Genomic DNA, 19,260 nt, shown 5'->3' on the forward strand with positions numbered 1-19,260 from the left:
ACAAAACTATGTGTTTAGCTGTTGAGCTGTCTATTGATATTGCTTAGAATAAGCCTAAATTACAAGGAGCTATTTTATATGATGCTTGGAGATTTGGAAGACCCCTTGATAGCTTGGGATTTAAGAAACTTACAAAGAATTGCTACTACTATTCTTTTTCTCCTTTTAGTATTCTTCTTTAGTTGGTTGAATCGAAAAAATCGATATGTTTTATGGGCTATTTTTTCTGGTGCTATCTTGACATTTATCTTCTTATTGGTTACGCGCAATAATCACGGATTAGCTTTTTTTACTTTTAAATTTTAATGCTCAGCATATCGCCTGTGCTTGGGAAGAGATTGTCAGGCGATATTTGCTGGCTATTCTTTTCTGGAAGAGAAACCACTTTAAACAGAGAATTGCAACTCTAACGGCTGGGATGGAATGATGTACATTAATTCTGCACCGTCGGGTTTAGAGTCTATGGAGGGAGTTAATTTCAGCCAGTCATGGAAGGTAATTCCCAATTGTGCGATCGCTTGTATTTCTGTCTGATACGCTTCAAAACGGCGATTGGTTTCCACCATAGATTCCATGACTTCCAGCACTTCGAGGAGCCGTTTATCAGCCTCCCGCTTTAAATCTCCTGCATTTGGCCCAAACCAACCTCCTGCAACCTCAACGCGACTTAGAATTGCCGCTGGTAAAGATTCAGCCCATTTATTAGGGTCTTGCGCCATCTTGAGCAAATTCTCACGTTGAAGCTCAAAAACAGCATTTTCATCCAAAGCGGGATCTATCCACTGGTAAATTCGGGTTAGCCGCCGCAAATCTATCTGACCTTTAAACTGAGGCTGTAAATAGGCGGCTGGGTTAGAAGTAAGTAGAAGTTCAACATATTTATGAATACGAGAACGGACAACTTTCGCACCTTCTTGGAAGCGACTTAGTGCTGTTTCGGGTTCTCCTAACTCAAGATGGCAACGCGCTTCAGCAATATAAGCTAGAGATAATGTCAAAAGATATTCATCAGCGATTTGGCTACCTAGTTCCAGTTCTTTGTCTGTGTAGTCAGTGTAAATATGTTCAGCTTCTAGAAAGCGATTTATAGCTTCAATCGCCATCCGTTCTCTATTTTCCGCTTTGGTCATCGTAAAGGCATTCATTGCCAGACCAATAGCAGCTTTGAAGTTAGCATAATATCCAATGTCAATTTTGCGGTTAATTTTGTTTAACAGTTTCTCACTCTGTTTTAGGCGTTGTTCCAGTTCGTTGAGACGCTGGTTTAATACAGCAAATCCCATCACCGCAATACCTAGATTCAGTACGCTAGCAGCAGAAGCCACTTGCAAAATTCCTTGAGCTTGTTGTAAACCCTGCTGAATATTTCCTACTTGCTGCTCAATTCCACCTAGCCGCTGGTTCACATCAGCTAATCCTTTCCCTGTAACAGCGGCGTTAGCTACTGAAGCAATCAAAGTTGCCCCTGAAACAGCGAGATTACCGAAACTGGCTTGTACAAGTCCACCCAGACACTGGTTAACAACACCTAATCCTTTCCCTGTCACTGCTGCATTAGCAACTGAACCAGCTAGATTTCCCCCTGAAAAAATAAGGTTGAGTAAATTGGGAGAAGAACCTGTTGGCGTTAGCGCTTGGGAAGGATTTGAGCCAGACTCCTTCAAGAAAGCAAGTATTTGCCCTGTCGCTACATCCCGAATTACACCCCCCATACGCACAGCGCTTCCATCTGCTAAGCTTTTGGCGATCCAATCAGTCAGCATAAACGTTGCTGTAACCGTTAAATTCATCATTGTCTCCTGGTTGCTAAAACTTAAGCAGCGCGATCGCATCCTTTCTCAGTATTCCCACGCCGCAGCTAGCGCTAACAATTTCCCTGCATCACAGAAAACGAGCGATCGCGTCCTTACACGCTAAACCTGACAGAAGCAGAGTTCAATAGTCCGCGCAGGCGGACTTTGTTTGTGTAGCCGCGATTTCAAATCGCCAGGTATTATTTGCTTTTCCTCATCACTAAAACGTTGAACAATTCATGGACAGTAATGCTTTCAGGCGTTCAGCATCGTGGATAGCATGACCATCTGGGTCGTTGTTGAAATACACGTACACGTCAATCTTTTTTTGAAGAAATGAGCGGATATGAGAAGCCCAAGTAGACAATTCTTCATCGCTGTAACCAACGCCCCATTGTCCGCTGTGCATACGGATATAAGTCCAGGGCGCAGTCAAACGAATGTCTAGCGGAACCGTGGGACTGACTGGTAGACAAAGGGCTGCACCCGCACGTTCTAATAGTTCGTACACCTGTGGAATCAGCCAACTTTGGTGCCGAAATTCAAATGTATAACGTTGTTCTGGATAGGAAGAAAGTAATTCTAAAAACGGCTGAAGCCGCTCGATATTCAGAGGCCAGGTATGAGGAAATTGGAACAAAATTGGACCTAGTTTCTCTTGCAAACCACCCGCCCGTTCCATTAAGCGAGATAGCGGTTCATCTGGATCTTTTAACTTTTTCATGTGGGTAAGGTAGCGGCTACCTTTCACAGCAAAAAGAAACCCTTCAGGTGTTTGTTCTCGCCACGTTTCAAATACAGACCGCTCTGGCAGACGATAGAAAGAAAAGTTGATTTCTACAGTCGGAAAGTGCTGTGCGTAAAATGGTAATTGTTGATTTCCAGGCATCTGCGCTGGATAGAAGATTTCCATCCAGTGCTTATAAACCCAACCGCTAGTACCGATTTGCAGCAGCGGAGCTGCCGTAAAAGGTTGAGATTCCTGCTCTTGTTCTTCACTCATTCAGTTGTTCCATTTGAACTGAATCATTATCTCTTGCAAATCACCAAGCCCAAGTGACTAAAAGTGCTTGAAAAGGAAGCCGCAACCAAAGTCATAGCTACTATTGCGAGTCACATTTGCCAGCCACATTTGCCATTAGCTGAGTTTGAGTACGTCCCAACCGTGAGACTTATTCATAAGTTCCAAAGTTTTTGGTGATATGTTTAGCCAGTGTCAGCGCGATCGCCTATTATTCGCCAAGTACCTTATTCGCTTTCAGAATCAGCACACAGCTTGGCGCGTGTGTGATTACGCTATCCATGACCATTTGCACCGCTTCACTTAAGGGAATCCGAACTGTTTCTATCGTTTCCGTTCCTTCTTGATGGGATTGGGTGAATGTTAATTGCTTTGCTAGAAATAGACGCACCGGACAGCAGACAATTGATGTATCTAAGTCAAAAACTCCTAAATCGAGCCATTCCGAAGCTTTAATTCCCAGTTCCTCTTCAATTTCTCGTTGTGCAGATTCCAGGTGCGGTTCATCCTCCTCAATAGCACCAGCGACAACTTCAATGCTTTCTTTGCCAAGCGCATAACGAAATTGCCGGGTAAGATAGACTACGCGATCGCTATCGATTGGCAAAATAGCAACGCCAGATTTCATTGTGACGATAGCATACGTACCCGGTTGTCCATCAGGTTGGAGAACTTGGTCTTCACGAACATTTATAAATGAATTTTGGTACTTTCGATTCGTTTCTTGGATTGTCCAAGGGCCATGTTTTTGGGTCATGTTGCGTTCTCTCCTATTTGAGTTGTCAGATGCGAGATCAGATACCAGACTTCTTGGAGAAGTCGGGTATCTTGCGTTCAGGAATCATTTATGATTGCTATAATTTCCCGTTGACATAGGAAGGTAAGATTTCTCCCTCCCCGTGAACGGGTAGGGGTGGGTTCTAAGTTGCATATACTCGACTCTAATTACTCTAAAGCTGGTTTAATCCGCTCATAAGAGGAGAGAAATAAACTAAAGAGAATCGCAAAGGTAAGGTCAATGACACCCGGAACTAAATAAAATGGGTGAAGACCACCGATTAAGGTGTGATAAGCCAAAACGATAAAGACAGAAACTTGGGCGCAAATTCCAAATCTTATAAGATCGTGATTTCGAGAGATATCTTTACCAACCCACCAATAACCAATCCCGATTGTAAATACCAATGCGCCAAACAGATGTAAATATTCAGGATTGGTGAGCGGTTCTTGACCTAGCATTTGGCGAATCCATTGGTCAGATAACAACAAAGCTACAGATTCGATCCAGTTAATGATAGCTTTGGTTTGAAATACGTACTTCCACGTTATTGGATTGTTCATCATTGCAAATAGTGTGTGAATTCTTGTTTGCTTAGCTTGCTGATTCTTGACTTAACTGGGTGTCCTATACACTCGATCCCCCTCTCCCCAGAGGGAACCCCGAATCCCCCTTAAAAAGGGGGAAAATGCTTATAACCCCTTTTTAAGCGGGGGACATTGCCAAAAATAGACACCGTAATTACTGGCTTCTTGTCACATTTTTATTAGTGCGGTTGTGAAACTGCTTCATCAACCAGTTGCACCATCCGCTGGCGTAGGGTCTCTAAACCTAAGCGTTGAGTAGCTGAAATAAACACAGCTTCGGGATACTGTTGTTGAGCGAAGGCTAGCGTTTCGCTATCTACTTGATCGACCTTGTTAAAGGCAATCAAAGCTTTACCTGGAAGGGCAGGCATTTCTCCAAGCACTTCCATGACCGACTGGATGTGGCTTTCCCAAGCGGGATGGGATAGATCGACGACATGAAGCATGGCATTCGCCTCCGTGACTTCCTCCAGAGTGGCTCGGAAGGCATCCATGAGCGGTGGCGGGAGTTCGTGAATAAACCCGACCGTGTCTGTCAGAAGAATCGTCCGCCGCTCTTGGGTTTCGGGGTTTGTAATGACTAGCTTTCGAGTTGTGGGGTCGAGGGTGGCAAATAGTTGATCTGCCGTATAAACTTCGGCGTGGGTTAACACGTTCAGCAGGGTGGACTTCCCAGCGTTGGTATAACCAACCACAGCAATCGAGGGAATTTCTTGCTCTTGCCGTTGTTGTCTAATCCGGGAGCGATGCGCTTGTAATTGGTTGACTTCCTGCTGGAGTTGGGCAATTCGGCGCTGAATGGTTCGCCGCTCTGTTTCTAGCTTGGTTTCACCCGGTCCTCTCGTACCAATCCCGGCTCCTAGTCTGGACATTTCCCGACCCCGACCCCTCAGTCGAGGCAGCATATATTCCAGTTGCGCCAATTCCACTTGCAATTTACCCGCTTGGGATTGAGCGCGTTGAGCGAAGATATCGAGAATTACTTCAGTCCGGTCTACGACAGGGATACCGATCTCGGTTTCTAGGTTACGAGCTTGAGAGGGAGAGATATCTCGATCAAAGACAATGATATTGGCTCCCAGTTGATGAGCGCGTTGGGCAATTTCTTCAACTTTTCCATGACCGACGACCGTTTGAGGATGAGGACGCGATCGCTTTTGTTGCATTGTCTCTAATACCTGTCCTCCGGCACTTTCAACCAAGCGAACGAGTTCCTCCAGACCATCTTGAAACCGCTGGGGAGAGACGTCTTCTGTCATCAACCCAACCAGCAGAACGCGATCGCCTTTTGAGTTATTCTCGTGGAATTGCGATGTTTCAAAGCCTGACTCGGAGAACTCACTCTCCCATTCATCTACTAAGTCGTCAAAGCCTTGCTCTGTCAGGTCATCTAAGCTAAGGGGACGAGAAATAACCCAGGGCTTTTCTGCTTCGGGAACCAGGTGAGCAAGATAAGCTTCCTTGACATCGCCTGCGGCTTCACCATTTCGTCGCGCTCCATCGCCCTTTGGAACTAACACTGCTAAGGCGTCTAGGCGCTGCTGTGCCATTGCCCTGAGTGCCGCTGTATCTGGTGGATCGGATTTGAGTTGAGTGGCAAGACAGCGAATTCCACTCAAGTGTTCGCCCTTATGCCGGGGCAACTCTTGGGGCGGAATTTGCGTTTGGCTGGGAGTCCCGACGGCGATTCGGATTGGGTGTCCGCGTCGATTGATGTAACAGCATACAGGGTGATGAATGGACGTACTAATTTCGGCTAGTGCTTGAGCGAATTCCGGAGTCGTCAGGCGATCGCTTGGTTGGCGCTGTTCGTAAAGCCGCTGTAGTTGCTTGATATGGCTCGATTGTAATCCTTGAAGATTTCCGTAAATAGTTTGCATAAGACGCCCTAAAAACTAGCGTATTGAATCCTTTGCTTCAATATTTACTAATCTTCCTTTTTGACTTAATCTCCCTTTTGGACTAAGTAGAGGTTAAGAAGCGGCGATTGGCAAAAATGGGAGATGGGCGGACAAGTGATTTACAGCGTCTACGACAAAGGCTATCGCTTAAAGTTTGAGCATCAGGATAGCGGCATTGGAGATTGCGATCGCTAGTTATCTTGTCGGCGCTCTTGAGGTAAAAAATGCAACATTGACAAGGGTTTAAGGTAGAACGACAAACACTTTCTTCAGGCTATAAATAATTCAGTTTGTCCGTTTACTGAATAAAGAATAGATTATTGAGTTTTATCCTAATCCCTAATTACCAATTATTCACAAATTCTTGTTTAGGCATAAAATAGGATTGCCTCCGCTATTTTTTTGCTTCCCAAAGTTCAAACTTGTAGCCTTTGAAAGCTATTTTTAAGTTGTAACCCTGTGTTTTCTCAAGTTGGTTTCGTAAAGTATCTGAGGAATCGAATAAAAATACCTCGCTGAAACCATCAGCAGCTAGAAAATTTTTTGGTTGGCTCACCAACTGTAGCTGCACTTTCGGACTGAGTAGGCGGCTGAGAGATAATACACTTCCCGGAATCTTAGTATCGCTAATTACAAGTGGATGAGAAGCTTGGTTAACGATGCGAGCCACTTGAGGATTATAAGTGTCCATAAACTTGTTCCACCATACTTCTGCTGGAAAGCTGATTGCACAGGACAAAACTCCGCCCGAAAGTAGAACAACTATCACAAACTGCCACAGTTTTTGTTGCCGGATGGAATTAAAACTCCAAGTAATTTTACTAGCCAGGAGGTAAGCAACAGCTATCTGGATTCCTAAATAAGATGGGATCAAATATCGCGGTGCTGTAGATAAAAATCCCCCAGTCATTAAGTCTCGTAGCATGAGGGGGATAACCGCAATCCCAGTAAAAGTAAAAATAAATAGCCAAACTTTCGCTGGGGTATGGCGATAGAGAAAATAAATCGAATAACCAACCAAGATTAAAGCAAGCGGAATGGAAAAAGGATCGTCATAACCAATCGGATCGAACCAGTAACCGCTAGGATCTACATCTAAGAAAATGTTGCTGAGATTCCGAGTCCACCATTTAACTAAAGTAAATAAATTGGGTGGTTTTGGAGCTGATGCCACTCTGTCAATGATGCGATCGCTACTCAAAACCACCCAAAACCAGGGTACGAAAGTTAGAAATGCTGCTATCGATGCCAGTAAATAAGCAATAACTGTTCTATTTTCTCGATGGGCTTTAGTTAAGATGACATAAATCCCATGACCGATTAAAGTCAGCCCAAAAAATAAGTTTGAATAGAGTCCCAATGCCGCAGTAACTGCATAGATCGCCCAACTTAGCTTAGTTTTAACCCGGATAGCTCGTAGCAGTGCTGCACTCGATAGCAAGACAATAGCCGTCCACAAGCTATACTGCCGCGCTTCCTGCGCGTACAGTACGTGTAAAGGTGAAATAGCGATGATAGCGATCGCTATCCATCCCGTTAACGATGACTCCAATAATTCTCTGCACAGCCAATAAATGCCAGGAAACGCGAGTAAACTAAGTGCTTAAGCAAAATTAATTACATATTCGGTTCCGACTTTTTTTAGCACATTTTTGACATACTTTACTAAACTTTTCCAGTCCCGATAAGCCTCTATCTCTATCCATTCATATTTCATAAACTTCCATAAGATTTCAATTAAGTTGAGTTCGGGTGAATAAGGGGGGAGCCAAAATATCTCTAAGTTCTTTGAGGCCCATTCTTCCAGTTTCTTCATCACCGCATCACTTGTGTGAACCGGGGATTGGTCCATAACGACTACAGTTTTCTTTTCCAACCGCTCGCTGAATTTGTCTAAATACCTAATCAAGCGCTCGCTCGTCATTTTTCCTAAATAAACTTCCCAGTCTAATTCATTTTTTCTGTTGAGTATTCCCAAGACATTAATTCTTCGACTTTTCCCACTTTTTACCAAAATTGTTTCTCCTTTTTCCTGCCATCCATACGGGAGATAAGGCGTTAGGCAAAATCCAGATTCATCTAAGTATCTCAAATCTATTTCTTGGCGCTTCTCTTGTTCTTTTAGGGACTCCAGTTTTTCCAACTTGATTTCATACTCCCAATCCCACGGGCTTCTGCTTACTCCCCGCTTCAGTCTTTTCCACGTCATTTGAAACTCTTTCAATACTCTTTTTAGAGTATCTTTGCTGATCCTAATATTCCATTCTCGTTCTACCTGCCCTAAAATTTTCTTTAAATTTTTGGGTTCGGCTTTGACCCACTCTCTTATTTGCTCTTTTTGTTCTTCTTTCAGTTTAGGCTTTCTACCTCTTCCTGCTCGCTCGTATAATCCTACTAACTTTTCATCTTCCCAGGCTGTCAACCAGTTATACAGGGTTTTACGGCTGACTTTAAATATTGCTATTAATTCGTTCATCGTCAAGCCTTGAAAGCTTAAAAGTATACAGTGCGCCCTCTGTCTCACTTGATGATGTCTACTTTCTTTATAAATTCTTTTGAGAATCCTTTGAGTTTCTCGGCTTAAATCTCTAATAAATCTCATAAGTCTCTTGTTTTCTTGACTTTTGTTTTAGCTTATTCTACTTTTTATTATGTGTAATTTATTTTACATAAGCACTTAATTAGGGCACCCAAACTTCTTGTCACTGCCACCGAGCTACCAAAACACTGCACCCAAAATCGTGCCATCACGTAATATAGCGGCGGATGTTCTGGGTATTGCGCCAGCACCTGCATGGTATCAATTAAGTCTTTTTCTGAATTGGGACGCTGATACCTTTGTAAGTTTTCAACACTGATGACACGACCATCAAAAAGTTGCTGTTGCACTTCTGGTTTGGAATAGCCAGAAATCCGCATTGAGGTAAAAGCTTCGTCGTGTTGGTAAACTTTTCGATCCAAATTTGCAAATCGAAAAAATATGCCTAAAACCAGTACGCTGATGACTAAAAATTGTAGCCAAGTTGGAGGAAGTTCCCAGGAGTGGAAACCTCGGTTATTTAGTTTAGTATTAGTTTTAGCCTGAGTCCCAGTTTTTGGCATATAGATTTTCCTATATCCTCTTCCAATCCACAAATATCAAGTACTTAAACCCAGTTTCAAAAAGCTCTATGTTCTTTTGATTAGCCTCTGCACGCTTTTCAGAATCACAAGCCATCTAATTTTGTAGATGAAAATTTAAGGTTCTCGTAAAAACACGTAACTTGTGGAAATCAGTTTCTTGCTCGTTTTGTAGATATAAGCCAAAAATTAAGTAAAAATACCCAGCTTTTTAGGAGTGCTTCCGCTATATCCTAAGCAATCCCCTAGGGGAAATACTGACTCTCCAGAGAGTCTTTACAGAATCTTTACAGAAAATTCATCTTTTCCTAGCAAATAACAAAGACTTAGTGAAGTGTTGTCTAAGCTACAGGCAGGTAAGGGATTTAGCAGTATATACGCCAATCCATCTTTTATTAAATCTCAGTAATATTACGGTTTAGCGTTGAAAAAGTGGAAGTTTGATAGTGTTTAATTGAAGATACTGCTAGTTTTACTGAAGCCCTAGCGACTGGAAGCCACGGCTAAATAAACTAAGTCCGGCTTGCGGGGACTCATGGAATCATAAGTTTTGAACCGGAGAAGGCAGGTTTTGTCTGTATCGCGGTGGTTTCAACCGCTAAGCCAATCTTAAGTTGACACCTGACGGGTTCTGATATTAGACCGAATTTCCGCTTTCTTCCAAAATGGCGCATTGGCAACCTAATTCTGGAGGGCACGACCGAACCGGAATTTTAATCATGAACTCCGCCCCCTGTCCTGGTGCTGAAATACACGTCATCTGACCACCATGTTTGTTGACTACAATCTGGTAGCTAATCGATAATCCCAAACCCGTACCTCTACCCTCTGCTTTCGTCGTAAAGAAGGGATCGAATAGGCGATCGCGTACTTCCTCTGCTATACCGGGGCCAGTATCCCCAATCCAAATTGTCACAAACTCATTGTCCGTTACTTCGGTGCGAATCCGAATCGTACTGCGGCAAAAGAAAATCTCCTCAGGCGATCGCTTTTTGTCATACTCCTCCAAAGCGTCAATTGCATTCGCCAGTAGATTCATAAACACCTGGTTGAGTTGACCTGCATAACACTCCACCAGAGGCAGATTGCCATATTCTTTGACAAGTTGAATACCTGGATGGTTAGCGCTATCTTTGAACCGACTATGCAAAATCAGCAGCGTGCTATCTAGCCCAGCATGAATATCCACAGGCTTCATTTGGGTTTCATCCATGCGGGAAAAAATCCGCAACGACAAAATAATCTCGCGGATGCGGTCAGATCCAACTTTCATCGAACTCAGCAATTTGGGCAGGTCTTCAATTAAAAATTCTAAATCTATTGCCTCAGCGTGTTCCTTAATTTCAGGTGGCGGTGCAGGAGTGTACTTCATATAGAGGCTCAAGAGGTCGAGCAAATCTTGGCTATAGTGATGGGCGTGAGTGAGATTCCCATAGATGAAGTTAACGGGATTGTTAATTTCATGGGCGACACCCGCTACCAGTTGCCCCAAACTAGACATTTTTTCACTATGAACCAGTTGGCTTTGAGTTTCTTGAAGTTGGCGGAAGGAAAGTTTAAGCTGATGCGCTTGTTCTCGATAGCGTGCTTCTGATTCTTGCAAGGCTGCTTCAGTAGAAATACGCTCTTGGATCTCCTGTTGCAGATGCTGATTTGATTGGGTCAACAGCTGATTGGATAGGCAAAGTTCAGCCGTCCTTTCTTCTACCCGCCCTTCTAACTCAGATGTAAGTTTTAAAAGTGCTTTCTCTGCCTTAGTTCGCTCCTCAATCTCCTGTTCCAGATGCACATTTTGTTTCTGCAATCTTTTAGTCAGATTTCGCAAGCTTAAATGGATTTGAACGCGGGATAAAACTTCTTCATACTGAAGCGGCTTAGTAATGTAATCAACCGCCCCAAGATTCAATCCCCGGATTTTGTCCACCGTCTCAGAAAGCGCCGTCATAAAAATTACGGGAATGTCTTTCGTTGATTCCTTCGCTTTCAATTGCTGACAAGTTTCAAACCCATCTATACCGGGCATAAGTACGTCTAATAAAATCAGATCGGGCGGGGAATAATCAACCTGAGCAATTGCATCCTCGCCATCCTGCGCTACCAATACTTGAAAGCCTGAATTCACTAAAAAATCGAACAACACTCCTAAATTTGTAGGGTTGTCATCAACGATTAAAATTACCCCATTTTCAATATTTGAAGGATTCATTAATTTTTTCCTACAGCCCTTAAAAATTCGCGGAGCTTTTTAACTTGAAAGCTTTTAGCTAATTGACGCAATTCGCCTAAAAAAGGTGCATATTTTATATCAAATTTTTCTAGTTCATCGCTTCGATCCAGAATGCCTTTGAGATCGCCCTTCATTGCTAAATCAAATAAAGCTGCAATTTCCTCTGCTGATGGAGTAACTAATGAATGCTGATTGCTTCGGTTTTTGGGCTGATAATTTTCTTCTTTATTGTCTTTTTCTAGTTGATTTTCGTTTTTTTCATAAACCCACTCCAGCCTTAAGTGAAGTCGTAACTTTTCTAAAAGCTCTGGTATTCGGATTGGCTTGGGTAAAAAATCATTGCAGCCTGCTTCCTTACTTTTGTTCTGATCGAAATCAAAAACGCTGGCAGAAGTTCCAATCACTATCACATCTTTTAGTTCGGGCGATCGCCTAATGCGCCGAGTCGTTTCAAAGCCATTCATTTCAGGCATCATCAAGTCCATTAAGATGCAATCGGGATTAAATTCAGCCGCTTTCTTCAGGCAGTCTTTGCCATCTATCGCTTCCAAAATTTCAAACCCTAAAGGCAATAGCATCTTGAGCAAAATTGAGCGATTTTCTCGCTTATCGTCTGCTACGAGGATTTTCCGCTTATAGCCTTTAAATCCTACGATATTTTTTTGATCTTGTTTGACACCTTCAGCATATTGAAAAACTTCAGGCAAATCTAAATCAAAGAAGAAAATACTGCCTTTTCCTAAAATACTTTGGACTTGAATTTCGCCACCCATCATCTGAACTAATTGGCGGGTAATTGCCAATCCTAATCCGGTCCCCTCAGATTTGCGATGGTTTTCTCCCACCTGCTGAAACGGCAAAAATATCTCTTCTAATTGCTCTGGTGCCATGCCAATTCCTGAATCTTCCACATGGAACCGGATTTTGCCTTTGTAATAGCCGACTTTAAAAGCCACGCCTCCAGTTTCAGTAAATTTGACAGCATTGCCGAGTAAGTTTAGCAAAGCTTGCCGCAATCGTTTCTCGTCAGCCCTAACACCTGTGGGAAGTTGAGTAATCTGCTCGTAAATTAAAGAAATGCCTTTTTGTTCGGCACGGATGTTACAGATTTCGGCAATGCCTTCTAGAAACTCTGGAAAATGAAAATCTGTTGGGTGGAGTTCCATTTTCCTAGCTTCAATTTTGGAAAGGTCTAAAATATCATTAATCAGGTTTAGCAGATGGTCACCGCACTGGTGAATAATACCTAAAGCTTCTTTTTGTAAATCGGTTAAATTTTTGTCCCGCTTGAGGATTTGAGCATAACCTAAAATGCCATTGAGCGGTGTTCGCAATTCATGGCTCATGTTGGCAAGAAAATCACTCTTGGCGCGGTTGGCTGATTGAGCGATTTCCTGGGCTTTTTGTAAATGGACATTCTTTTCCTGCAACTCCAGCGTTCGCTCTTCTACTTTCGCCGCCAGAGTATTGCTGTATTCTTCTAGTTGTTGGTTGGCAGATTCTAAATGAGCATAGAGTCGTGCGTTCTCTAGAGCGATCGCAGCCTGTCCCGATAACATCCGCAATACTTGCACCCGTTGCTGAGTGAAAGCTCCCACAACCAGATTATTTTCTAGATAAAGAATAGCAGCGAGCTTACCTTGATTGAGAATCGGAGTACAGAGCAGTGACTTGGGTTGATGTTGGCTAATGTAGGGATCGGCGTTAAAGATTTGCTCGTGGCTTGCATCATTTAAAACAACATCTTTTTGGGTTCTGGAAACATAATTCAGTACTGAAATAGGCAACTGCTGACTGGTTAATTCTGCCTGGGATTCCAGCACTTGTATCTCATCTTTAGTCCCCAATGCTTCTAGGAAGAATTGACCGTCTCTTGATAAAATCAACGCTCCAGTTTCTGCACCAGCATTCTCTATCAAAATTTTCATCAACTTATCGAGCAAGTTGGCTAGCACAATTTCGCTAGAAATCGCTTGGGATGCTTTCATCACTGTTGCCAAATCTAGAACCTCTGAAACACCGGAAGTGCTAGAACTAATGGTTTTCTGGCGCGTCTGTTTAATCGTAGTGCCTGTCTTTTTGCTCAATTTTTGGTTAAGGACAGAGGCGAGTAATTGGGAGTAGTGTTTTGCTAAATCCTCAACTTTGGCTGTTGCTCCCCAGCGCATATAAGCGTAGTAGGCATTTGTCATGTAAGTTTGAGCAATAGTTTCTTTACCCCATGACAGATAGAATTTAGCAGCTAGTTCGTGAGCCAATGCTTCTTCGTTGATATACTCGTTTTCTTTAGCGAGTGCGATCGCCCGATCGTACATCTCCATCGCTTCTATTTTTCCGCCTAAAATCCGAAGCCGCTCTGCCTCTACTAGATAGAATTTGTGCAGATGATTGATTGGGGCATGATGCGCCCATTTTTGCATTTTTTCTTGATTAGCTTGTACTCGATTAAGAATATCCTGTTGTTCAGACTGTGAATCAGAATATACAGCTAGCCGTACTAGGGAATCATAGAAATAGAAGATAACAACAGTTAGCTGTCCTGTAGACGAACCGAAAGAACTTTCTATCTGAGGAATAGTTTTTAAGGCTTCCGCGTAATTTTCAAAAACATAACTAATCGCAAGCTTGTGCAAGTATAAGTAATGAATTGCTAGTTGGTTGTTGGTTTGCTGATATAGCGGTAGCATTTTATCTTCGTCATAGGCTTCCCCCTTTAACTGGTATACATTTTGGGTTATTCCCATCATGTTTAAGACGGCTTGCCAACAAATTTTTGTATTATTAAGTGCTGTTTTTTGGCTAATTTTATGAAGGGCATCCGTGTAAGTTGCTATCTCTCGTTCGAGTTGCATTAGTTCCTTGCCAACAAAAAACGAGTAATGACTCCACACCATGATGGCATAGCCAGCATATTCTAAATCTCCGGTTTCCAACCCGCTAGAGAAAGTTGACAGGAAAAGTTCTAGAATATTCCTGACGTGTTCCTTCCAATGTTGAACGGCAGCATAGACCAAGTGGCACGTCTTGGCCTCGATTTCTTTAGCATTTAACTTAGATACTAAACGCAAAGCTAATTGACCGAATTCATAACCCCCTTCAATATCTCCTACAGCCCCGCAAAGAAGAAGACTATATACGGCATATGCAAAGGGAGACACAGAAGCATTGCCATATTGAACGGATAAATCGACCTGTTTACATACTGTTAAAGGCACCAGTGAGGGCATCGCAGAATAGCAAGCAGAAAATATACTTGACAGAATCCTTATCGCTGCTAGTTGATGAGGATCGGTCATTTCAGGGAGATCGATTAATTCCTCAGTTCGCTTTCCGCTCAAAATTGCCGCAGTTTCCCCCAGAGCCTGCCCAATATCAGACGGGTTTGGCGAGTCAGGAAGCTCTACCCCCAAATGCTTTAAGACTTGCAGCCCCGTATTCAGTGCTTCTAGCAGCTTGTTCTGCCCCATATAAGCTTGAATCTGGACTTCGGATATCTTCACTTTGTCCAATAGCGTTTTGGCGCAGTTTTGCACGATTTCAGCCAATCTCTGCATTTGAGCAAAGTCACCGCTTAAGTATGCTGCTTCTGCTGCTTCGGTATGCAGCGCTAATGTTAGGTCATACTGACTCTTCCAGCTAGAATCTGCCAACAGTCCCAAACCTACGTGCAAGTATTTAACAGCCGAGTCATACGCTGTAGCTGCTTTGGCTCTCTGACCTGCAATCAGGTTGAGTTGGGCTAGTTCATATTTTTTTGCTTCAGTTTTTAGTAAGTCAGTACCGTAATTGAGTTGGTTAACTAAAGCGAAGATATTTTCTTTTCGTTCTTCTGGCGTTGTGGAGTGTAGCAGTAATTGACCAATCCTCAAGTGTGTTGCTTTCTTCTCTTCATCTGGAATCAAAGAATAGGCAGCTTGCTGCACTCTGTCATGTAAAAACTTGTAGTCAACTTTGACATCAGTTAAAGTAAATTCCCCGGATTCTTCTTGACTAAATACCAACGGAATTTTGTACTCATTGCTCAAAGGTAAAATTAAACCAGCCTGAAGCGCTGACCACAACTGTGCCGCTGTAACCAAGGAGGATTCTTCATTGATAACGCTCAAAACTTCTAAATTAAAAGTGTTGCCAATATAAGCAGCCAGTTTTAACACTTTCTGGGTGTCTGAATGCAGCTTGCGAATATTTCTAGCGATCAGTTCGACAACATTATAATCGGTGATGCCGATCGCTTGAATTTGCTTAATATTCCAGCGCCATGTTCTAGAATATAAATCATAAGTTAATAAATCTTCTTGATAAAGGGTTTTGAGCAGTTGATTTAAGAAGAAAGGATTTCCCTGAGTTTTGTTGAAAAGTAGAGAGGCTAAATTTCGCGTTTCTACTGATTCATTTAAAGTATCGGCAATTAATTCTTCGACATGAACCAGGTTTAAGGGTTGAAGGACAATATCATTTACTGCCGCCCCAGTTTTGCGAATCTTGTCAATCGTTTGAATTGTTGGATGCGTGGGGAAAACTTCGTTATCTCGATATGCCCCAATCAGCAATAAATACTTGTTATCGGTATCGATCATTAGCAGTTCGAGCAATTTCAGCGATGCTGAATCCGCCCACTGCAAGTCATCTAGGAAGATAACTAGGGGATGTTCAACAGTTGTAAATACGCCTATAAATTGTTTAAATACACGGCTGAAACGATTTTGAGCTTCAGTCGCCCCTAGTTCTGCTACGGGTGATTGTTTGCCGATAATCAGTTCAACTTCGGGAATTACATCAACGATTATTTGCCCGTTAACGCCTAAAGCACCTAAGAGTTTCTCTCTCCAAAGTTGAATTTCTGCTTCGCCTTCGGTTAGAAGTTGTTGAGTTAAGGATTGGAATGCTTGAATCAAGGAAGCATAAGGAATATTGCGCTTAAACTGATCGAATTTACCTGCAATAAAATATCCCCGTTGTCGAACGATAGGTTTGTGAACTTCATTGACTAAAACAGTTTTACCAATGCCGGAATAACCGGAAACAAGCATCATTTCCCCAGTACCATCGGAGACGCGCTCAAAGGTATTTAACAGGGTAGTAACTTCCGCCTCACGACCATAAAGTTTTTGAGGAATCAGTAATTGACCTGCTTTGTCAGCACTACCGGGAATAAAGTCAGAAATTCTTCCGGTAGTCTGTAGCTTCATTAGACAGATTTCCAAGTCAAACTTTAAACCTTCTGAACTTTGATAGCGGTCTTCAGCATTTTTAGCTAACAGTTTCATTACAATATTGGAAATTGCCTCTGGAATTTCCGAATTTAGTTGATGAGGTGGAAGTGGCATTTTAGCAATATGGCTGTGTACCAATTCCAGAGGTTCGGTAGCATTAAAAGGCAATTCACCTGTGAGCATTTCATAAAAGGTAACACCTAGAGAATAGAAGTCGGTGCGGTAGTCAAGCGACCGATTCATTCTCCCGGTTTGTTCCGGTGACATATAGGCGAGAGTGCCTTCGAGTAAGGTGGGGTTGCCAAGGGTTTGGTTTTCTCTTTCTAGACGCGATGCAATGCTAAAGTCGATGATTTTAACTTGCTTTGTCTCTGGGTTAATGATGATGTTGTGAGGTTTAATATCTTTATGAATAATCTGGGATGAATGCAGTTGAGCAAGAGTGGATGCTAGCTGAATGGCGATGTTTAAAAATTCGCTTAAGTCTAAAGAGCGATCGCTAATATAATTTTTTAGCGAGATTGCCCCAAAATCTGACAAGATAAGTGCTAGACCATTCTGATAATTTTCTAAAGCTAGGGGCTTGACAACTCCTTCTATATCTACTAGCGTTTCTAAAATTTTATATTCATGTTTTAGCCGGGTCAGCTCTTCTAAGGTGGGATACTCGGCTTTGATCGCTTTAACGATCGTTGGTGTTTTATCCAACTGCCTAGAAGCACGATAAATAACGGTATCGGTGCCTTCATGGAGGGCTTCAACGAGTTCGTAACCGGGAAGGGGAAGAATCATTTTTATAAGAGTGTGGGTAGCGTTAATTGGGAATAAATTTATGGGAATCCCTAAAAATAAGGATAATTCGCCAGTCGATTTATCGTTCCCAAACCCCCCTACAAATTCTCGAATCCTAAATAAAGCTCAATATTCAGACATACAAGTTAGTATTTCCACACTACCCAGCTTGATGACGCAAGGGATTGGATAAGATGAACCATAAAGCTACTCAGACATTCAGGAAACACGAAGTTCTTCATCTTGGTGTCTGAGTGCCTTTGTGGTTTAAAAAAGCAATTTTTTGGCAAAAGGATTTAGAAATGGAGTTTCTGCTCGCTTCTAAGTCGTTACTTTACGTAGCAGAGTTTACCGCCATAAATACAAATCTCAGTACAAATACTCCAGCTAAAATCCACACAGCTAAACTGACTTCGTGCGCTTTTCCTTGAAATGTTTTTACCAGTGGATAAGTCATAAAACCAATTGATAAACCTTCGGCAATTGAGTAAGTCAAAGGCATCAGGAGAATCGTCAAAAAAGAGGGAATTGATTCGGCAGGATCGTCCCAACGAATTAGACGGACATTTCCTGCCATCAAGACGCCAACAACGAGCAGTGCGGGTGCTGTAGCAAAGGCGGGAATTGCTGCCAACAAAGGGATAAAAAATATTGACAGAGTAAATAAGGCGGCGACGACAACGGCAGTAAACCCGGTGCGTCCCCCTTCCGAGACGCCAGCGGCTGACTCGATATAGGTGGTGACGGTGGAAGTTCCCAGAATTGCCCCTACGGTGGTTCCCACGGCGTCTGCCATCAGCGCTTCACTTGCGCGGGGCAGTTCCCCATTTTCATCAATGTAGCCTGCCTGGATGCCAACACCGGCGAGAGTGCCGATGGTGTCGAAGAGATCGATGAACAGAAAAACAAAGGTGACAGCGAGCAAATTCCAGATGTTGGTTTGGTTAATCTGACTTAACCCCTGAAAAGCTTGACCGAGCAAATCTCCAGGCCATTGGGGCAGTGCGATAATTCCAGAGGGCGGGGGTACGATGCGAAGAATCCATCCCAACAAGGCAGTGGCGAGAATTCCCCATAATAGCGCTCCTTTGACACGGCGAGCGACAAAAGCAAAGGTGATGAGAATCCCCGCGATCGCTACCAGTGTTTGCGGCTGTTGCAAGTTGCCCAAGGCTGTTTTCGTGACTGGGTTCGCCACAATAATCCCCGCACCCCCCGTTTTCGGATCGCCAGCCAAGCCAATATAAGCAATAAATAAACCAATTCCCGCCGCTGTCGCTTGTTTGAGACATTCGGGAATTGCGCGGATAATTTGGCTGCGAATACTTGATAGCGTCAAAGCAATGAAAATTAGCCCCTCAATCAAGACGGCGCTGAGGGCAACTCGCCAATCAATTTTCAGTGCCAAAACGACAGAAAAGGCAAAAAAGGCATTGAGTCCCATTCCCGGTGCCAGGGCAAACGGATAATTTGCGGTTAATCCCATCATTAAGGTAGCGATCGCGCTGGAAATCGCGGTTGCGATCGCCAACTCCCCAAATAAATCTTGCGGTTTTTCCAGAAAAATGGCATTTGACAAAATTCCCGGATTGACTGCCAGAATATATGCCATTGTCATAAACGTGGTCACGCCTGCTAACACTTCGGTGCGAAAGTTGGTGTGGAATTCCTCAAATTTAAAAAATCGCGCGATCGCACCCTGCCACCCGGTCGGCGGGGGCGAAGATCCTTGACTGGCAACGACTTCAGTTTTGCTCAACTCATCCTTGTTCATTTTTTTGTCTGACACGCACTCTACTCAGAGTAAAGTTTTATTGAGAAATTTTTG

The 19,260-nt window shown here is 43.0% G+C and carries 10 protein-coding genes and 1 pseudogene; all 11 read right to left on the reverse strand.

Going from position 1 to position 19,260, the window contains the following annotated elements:
- Positions 1 to 386: 386 nt before the first annotated feature.
- The 11 genes and pseudogenes from NC994_RS12850 to NC994_RS12900 all read right to left on the reverse strand — a co-directional run bounded on the left by NC994_RS12850 (position 387) and on the right by NC994_RS12900 (position 19,206).
- Positions 387 to 1,793 carry an NC domain-containing protein gene (locus tag NC994_RS12850; protein ID WP_199299513.1) on the reverse strand — a complete coding sequence of 469 codons (1,407 nt, stop codon included), beginning with the start codon at positions 1,791 to 1,793 and terminating at the stop codon, positions 387 to 389.
- Between the two features lie 220 nt (positions 1,794 to 2,013).
- Positions 2,014 to 2,796, reverse strand: coding sequence for a DUF72 domain-containing protein (locus tag NC994_RS12855; protein ID WP_190433543.1), 783 nt, complete (start codon positions 2,794 to 2,796; stop codon positions 2,014 to 2,016).
- Positions 2,797 to 3,025: 229 nt separating this feature from the next.
- Positions 3,026 to 3,571, reverse strand: a complete 546-nt coding sequence (locus NC994_RS12860) for an NUDIX hydrolase (RefSeq protein WP_190433545.1) — start codon at positions 3,569 to 3,571, stop codon at positions 3,026 to 3,028.
- Positions 3,572 to 3,759: 188 nt separating this feature from the next.
- The gene (locus tag NC994_RS12865) at positions 3,760 to 4,158 is read right to left on the reverse strand and encodes a hypothetical protein (protein ID WP_242030578.1); all 399 of its coding nucleotides are present in this window, start codon (positions 4,156 to 4,158) and stop codon (positions 3,760 to 3,762) included.
- Positions 4,159 to 4,358: 200 nt separating this feature from the next.
- Positions 4,359 to 6,059 (reverse strand): GTPase HflX, encoded by a 1,701-nt coding sequence (gene hflX, locus NC994_RS12870; protein ID WP_190414814.1) that lies wholly within the window; start codon positions 6,057 to 6,059, stop codon positions 4,359 to 4,361.
- A gap of 415 nt (positions 6,060 to 6,474) precedes the next feature.
- Positions 6,475 to 7,665 (reverse strand): annotated as a pseudogene (locus NC994_RS12875) (glycosyltransferase family 39 protein); the annotation flags it as partial.
- Positions 7,666 to 7,683: 18 nt separating this feature from the next.
- Entirely contained in the window at positions 7,684 to 8,682 is a 999-nt protein-coding gene (locus NC994_RS12880) for an IS630 family transposase (RefSeq protein WP_190433548.1), read from the reverse strand.
- A gap of 47 nt (positions 8,683 to 8,729) precedes the next feature.
- Positions 8,730 to 9,182, reverse strand: coding sequence for a hypothetical protein (locus NC994_RS12885; RefSeq protein ID WP_190433550.1), 453 nt, complete (start codon positions 9,180 to 9,182; stop codon positions 8,730 to 8,732).
- A gap of 655 nt (positions 9,183 to 9,837) precedes the next feature.
- On the reverse strand, positions 9,838 to 11,406 hold the full coding sequence (locus NC994_RS12890; protein WP_190433552.1) for a response regulator: 1,569 nt from the start codon (positions 11,404 to 11,406) through the stop codon (positions 9,838 to 9,840).
- On the reverse strand, positions 11,406 to 17,432 hold the full coding sequence (locus NC994_RS12895; RefSeq protein WP_190433554.1) for a hybrid sensor histidine kinase/response regulator: 6,027 nt from the start codon (positions 17,430 to 17,432) through the stop codon (positions 11,406 to 11,408). The genes NC994_RS12890 and NC994_RS12895 overlap by 1 nt, the downstream gene beginning before the upstream one ends.
- A gap of 334 nt (positions 17,433 to 17,766) precedes the next feature.
- Positions 17,767 to 19,206 (reverse strand): NCS2 family permease, encoded by a 1,440-nt coding sequence (locus NC994_RS12900; protein ID WP_190433672.1) that lies wholly within the window; start codon positions 19,204 to 19,206, stop codon positions 17,767 to 17,769.
- Between the last annotated feature and the right edge of the window lie 54 nt (positions 19,207 to 19,260).

It is taken from the genome of Trichocoleus sp. AS-A1 (genome assembly GCF_039962015.1).
Taxonomy (GTDB): Bacteria; Cyanobacteriota; Cyanobacteriia; order Cyanobacteriales; family FACHB-T130; genus FACHB-T130.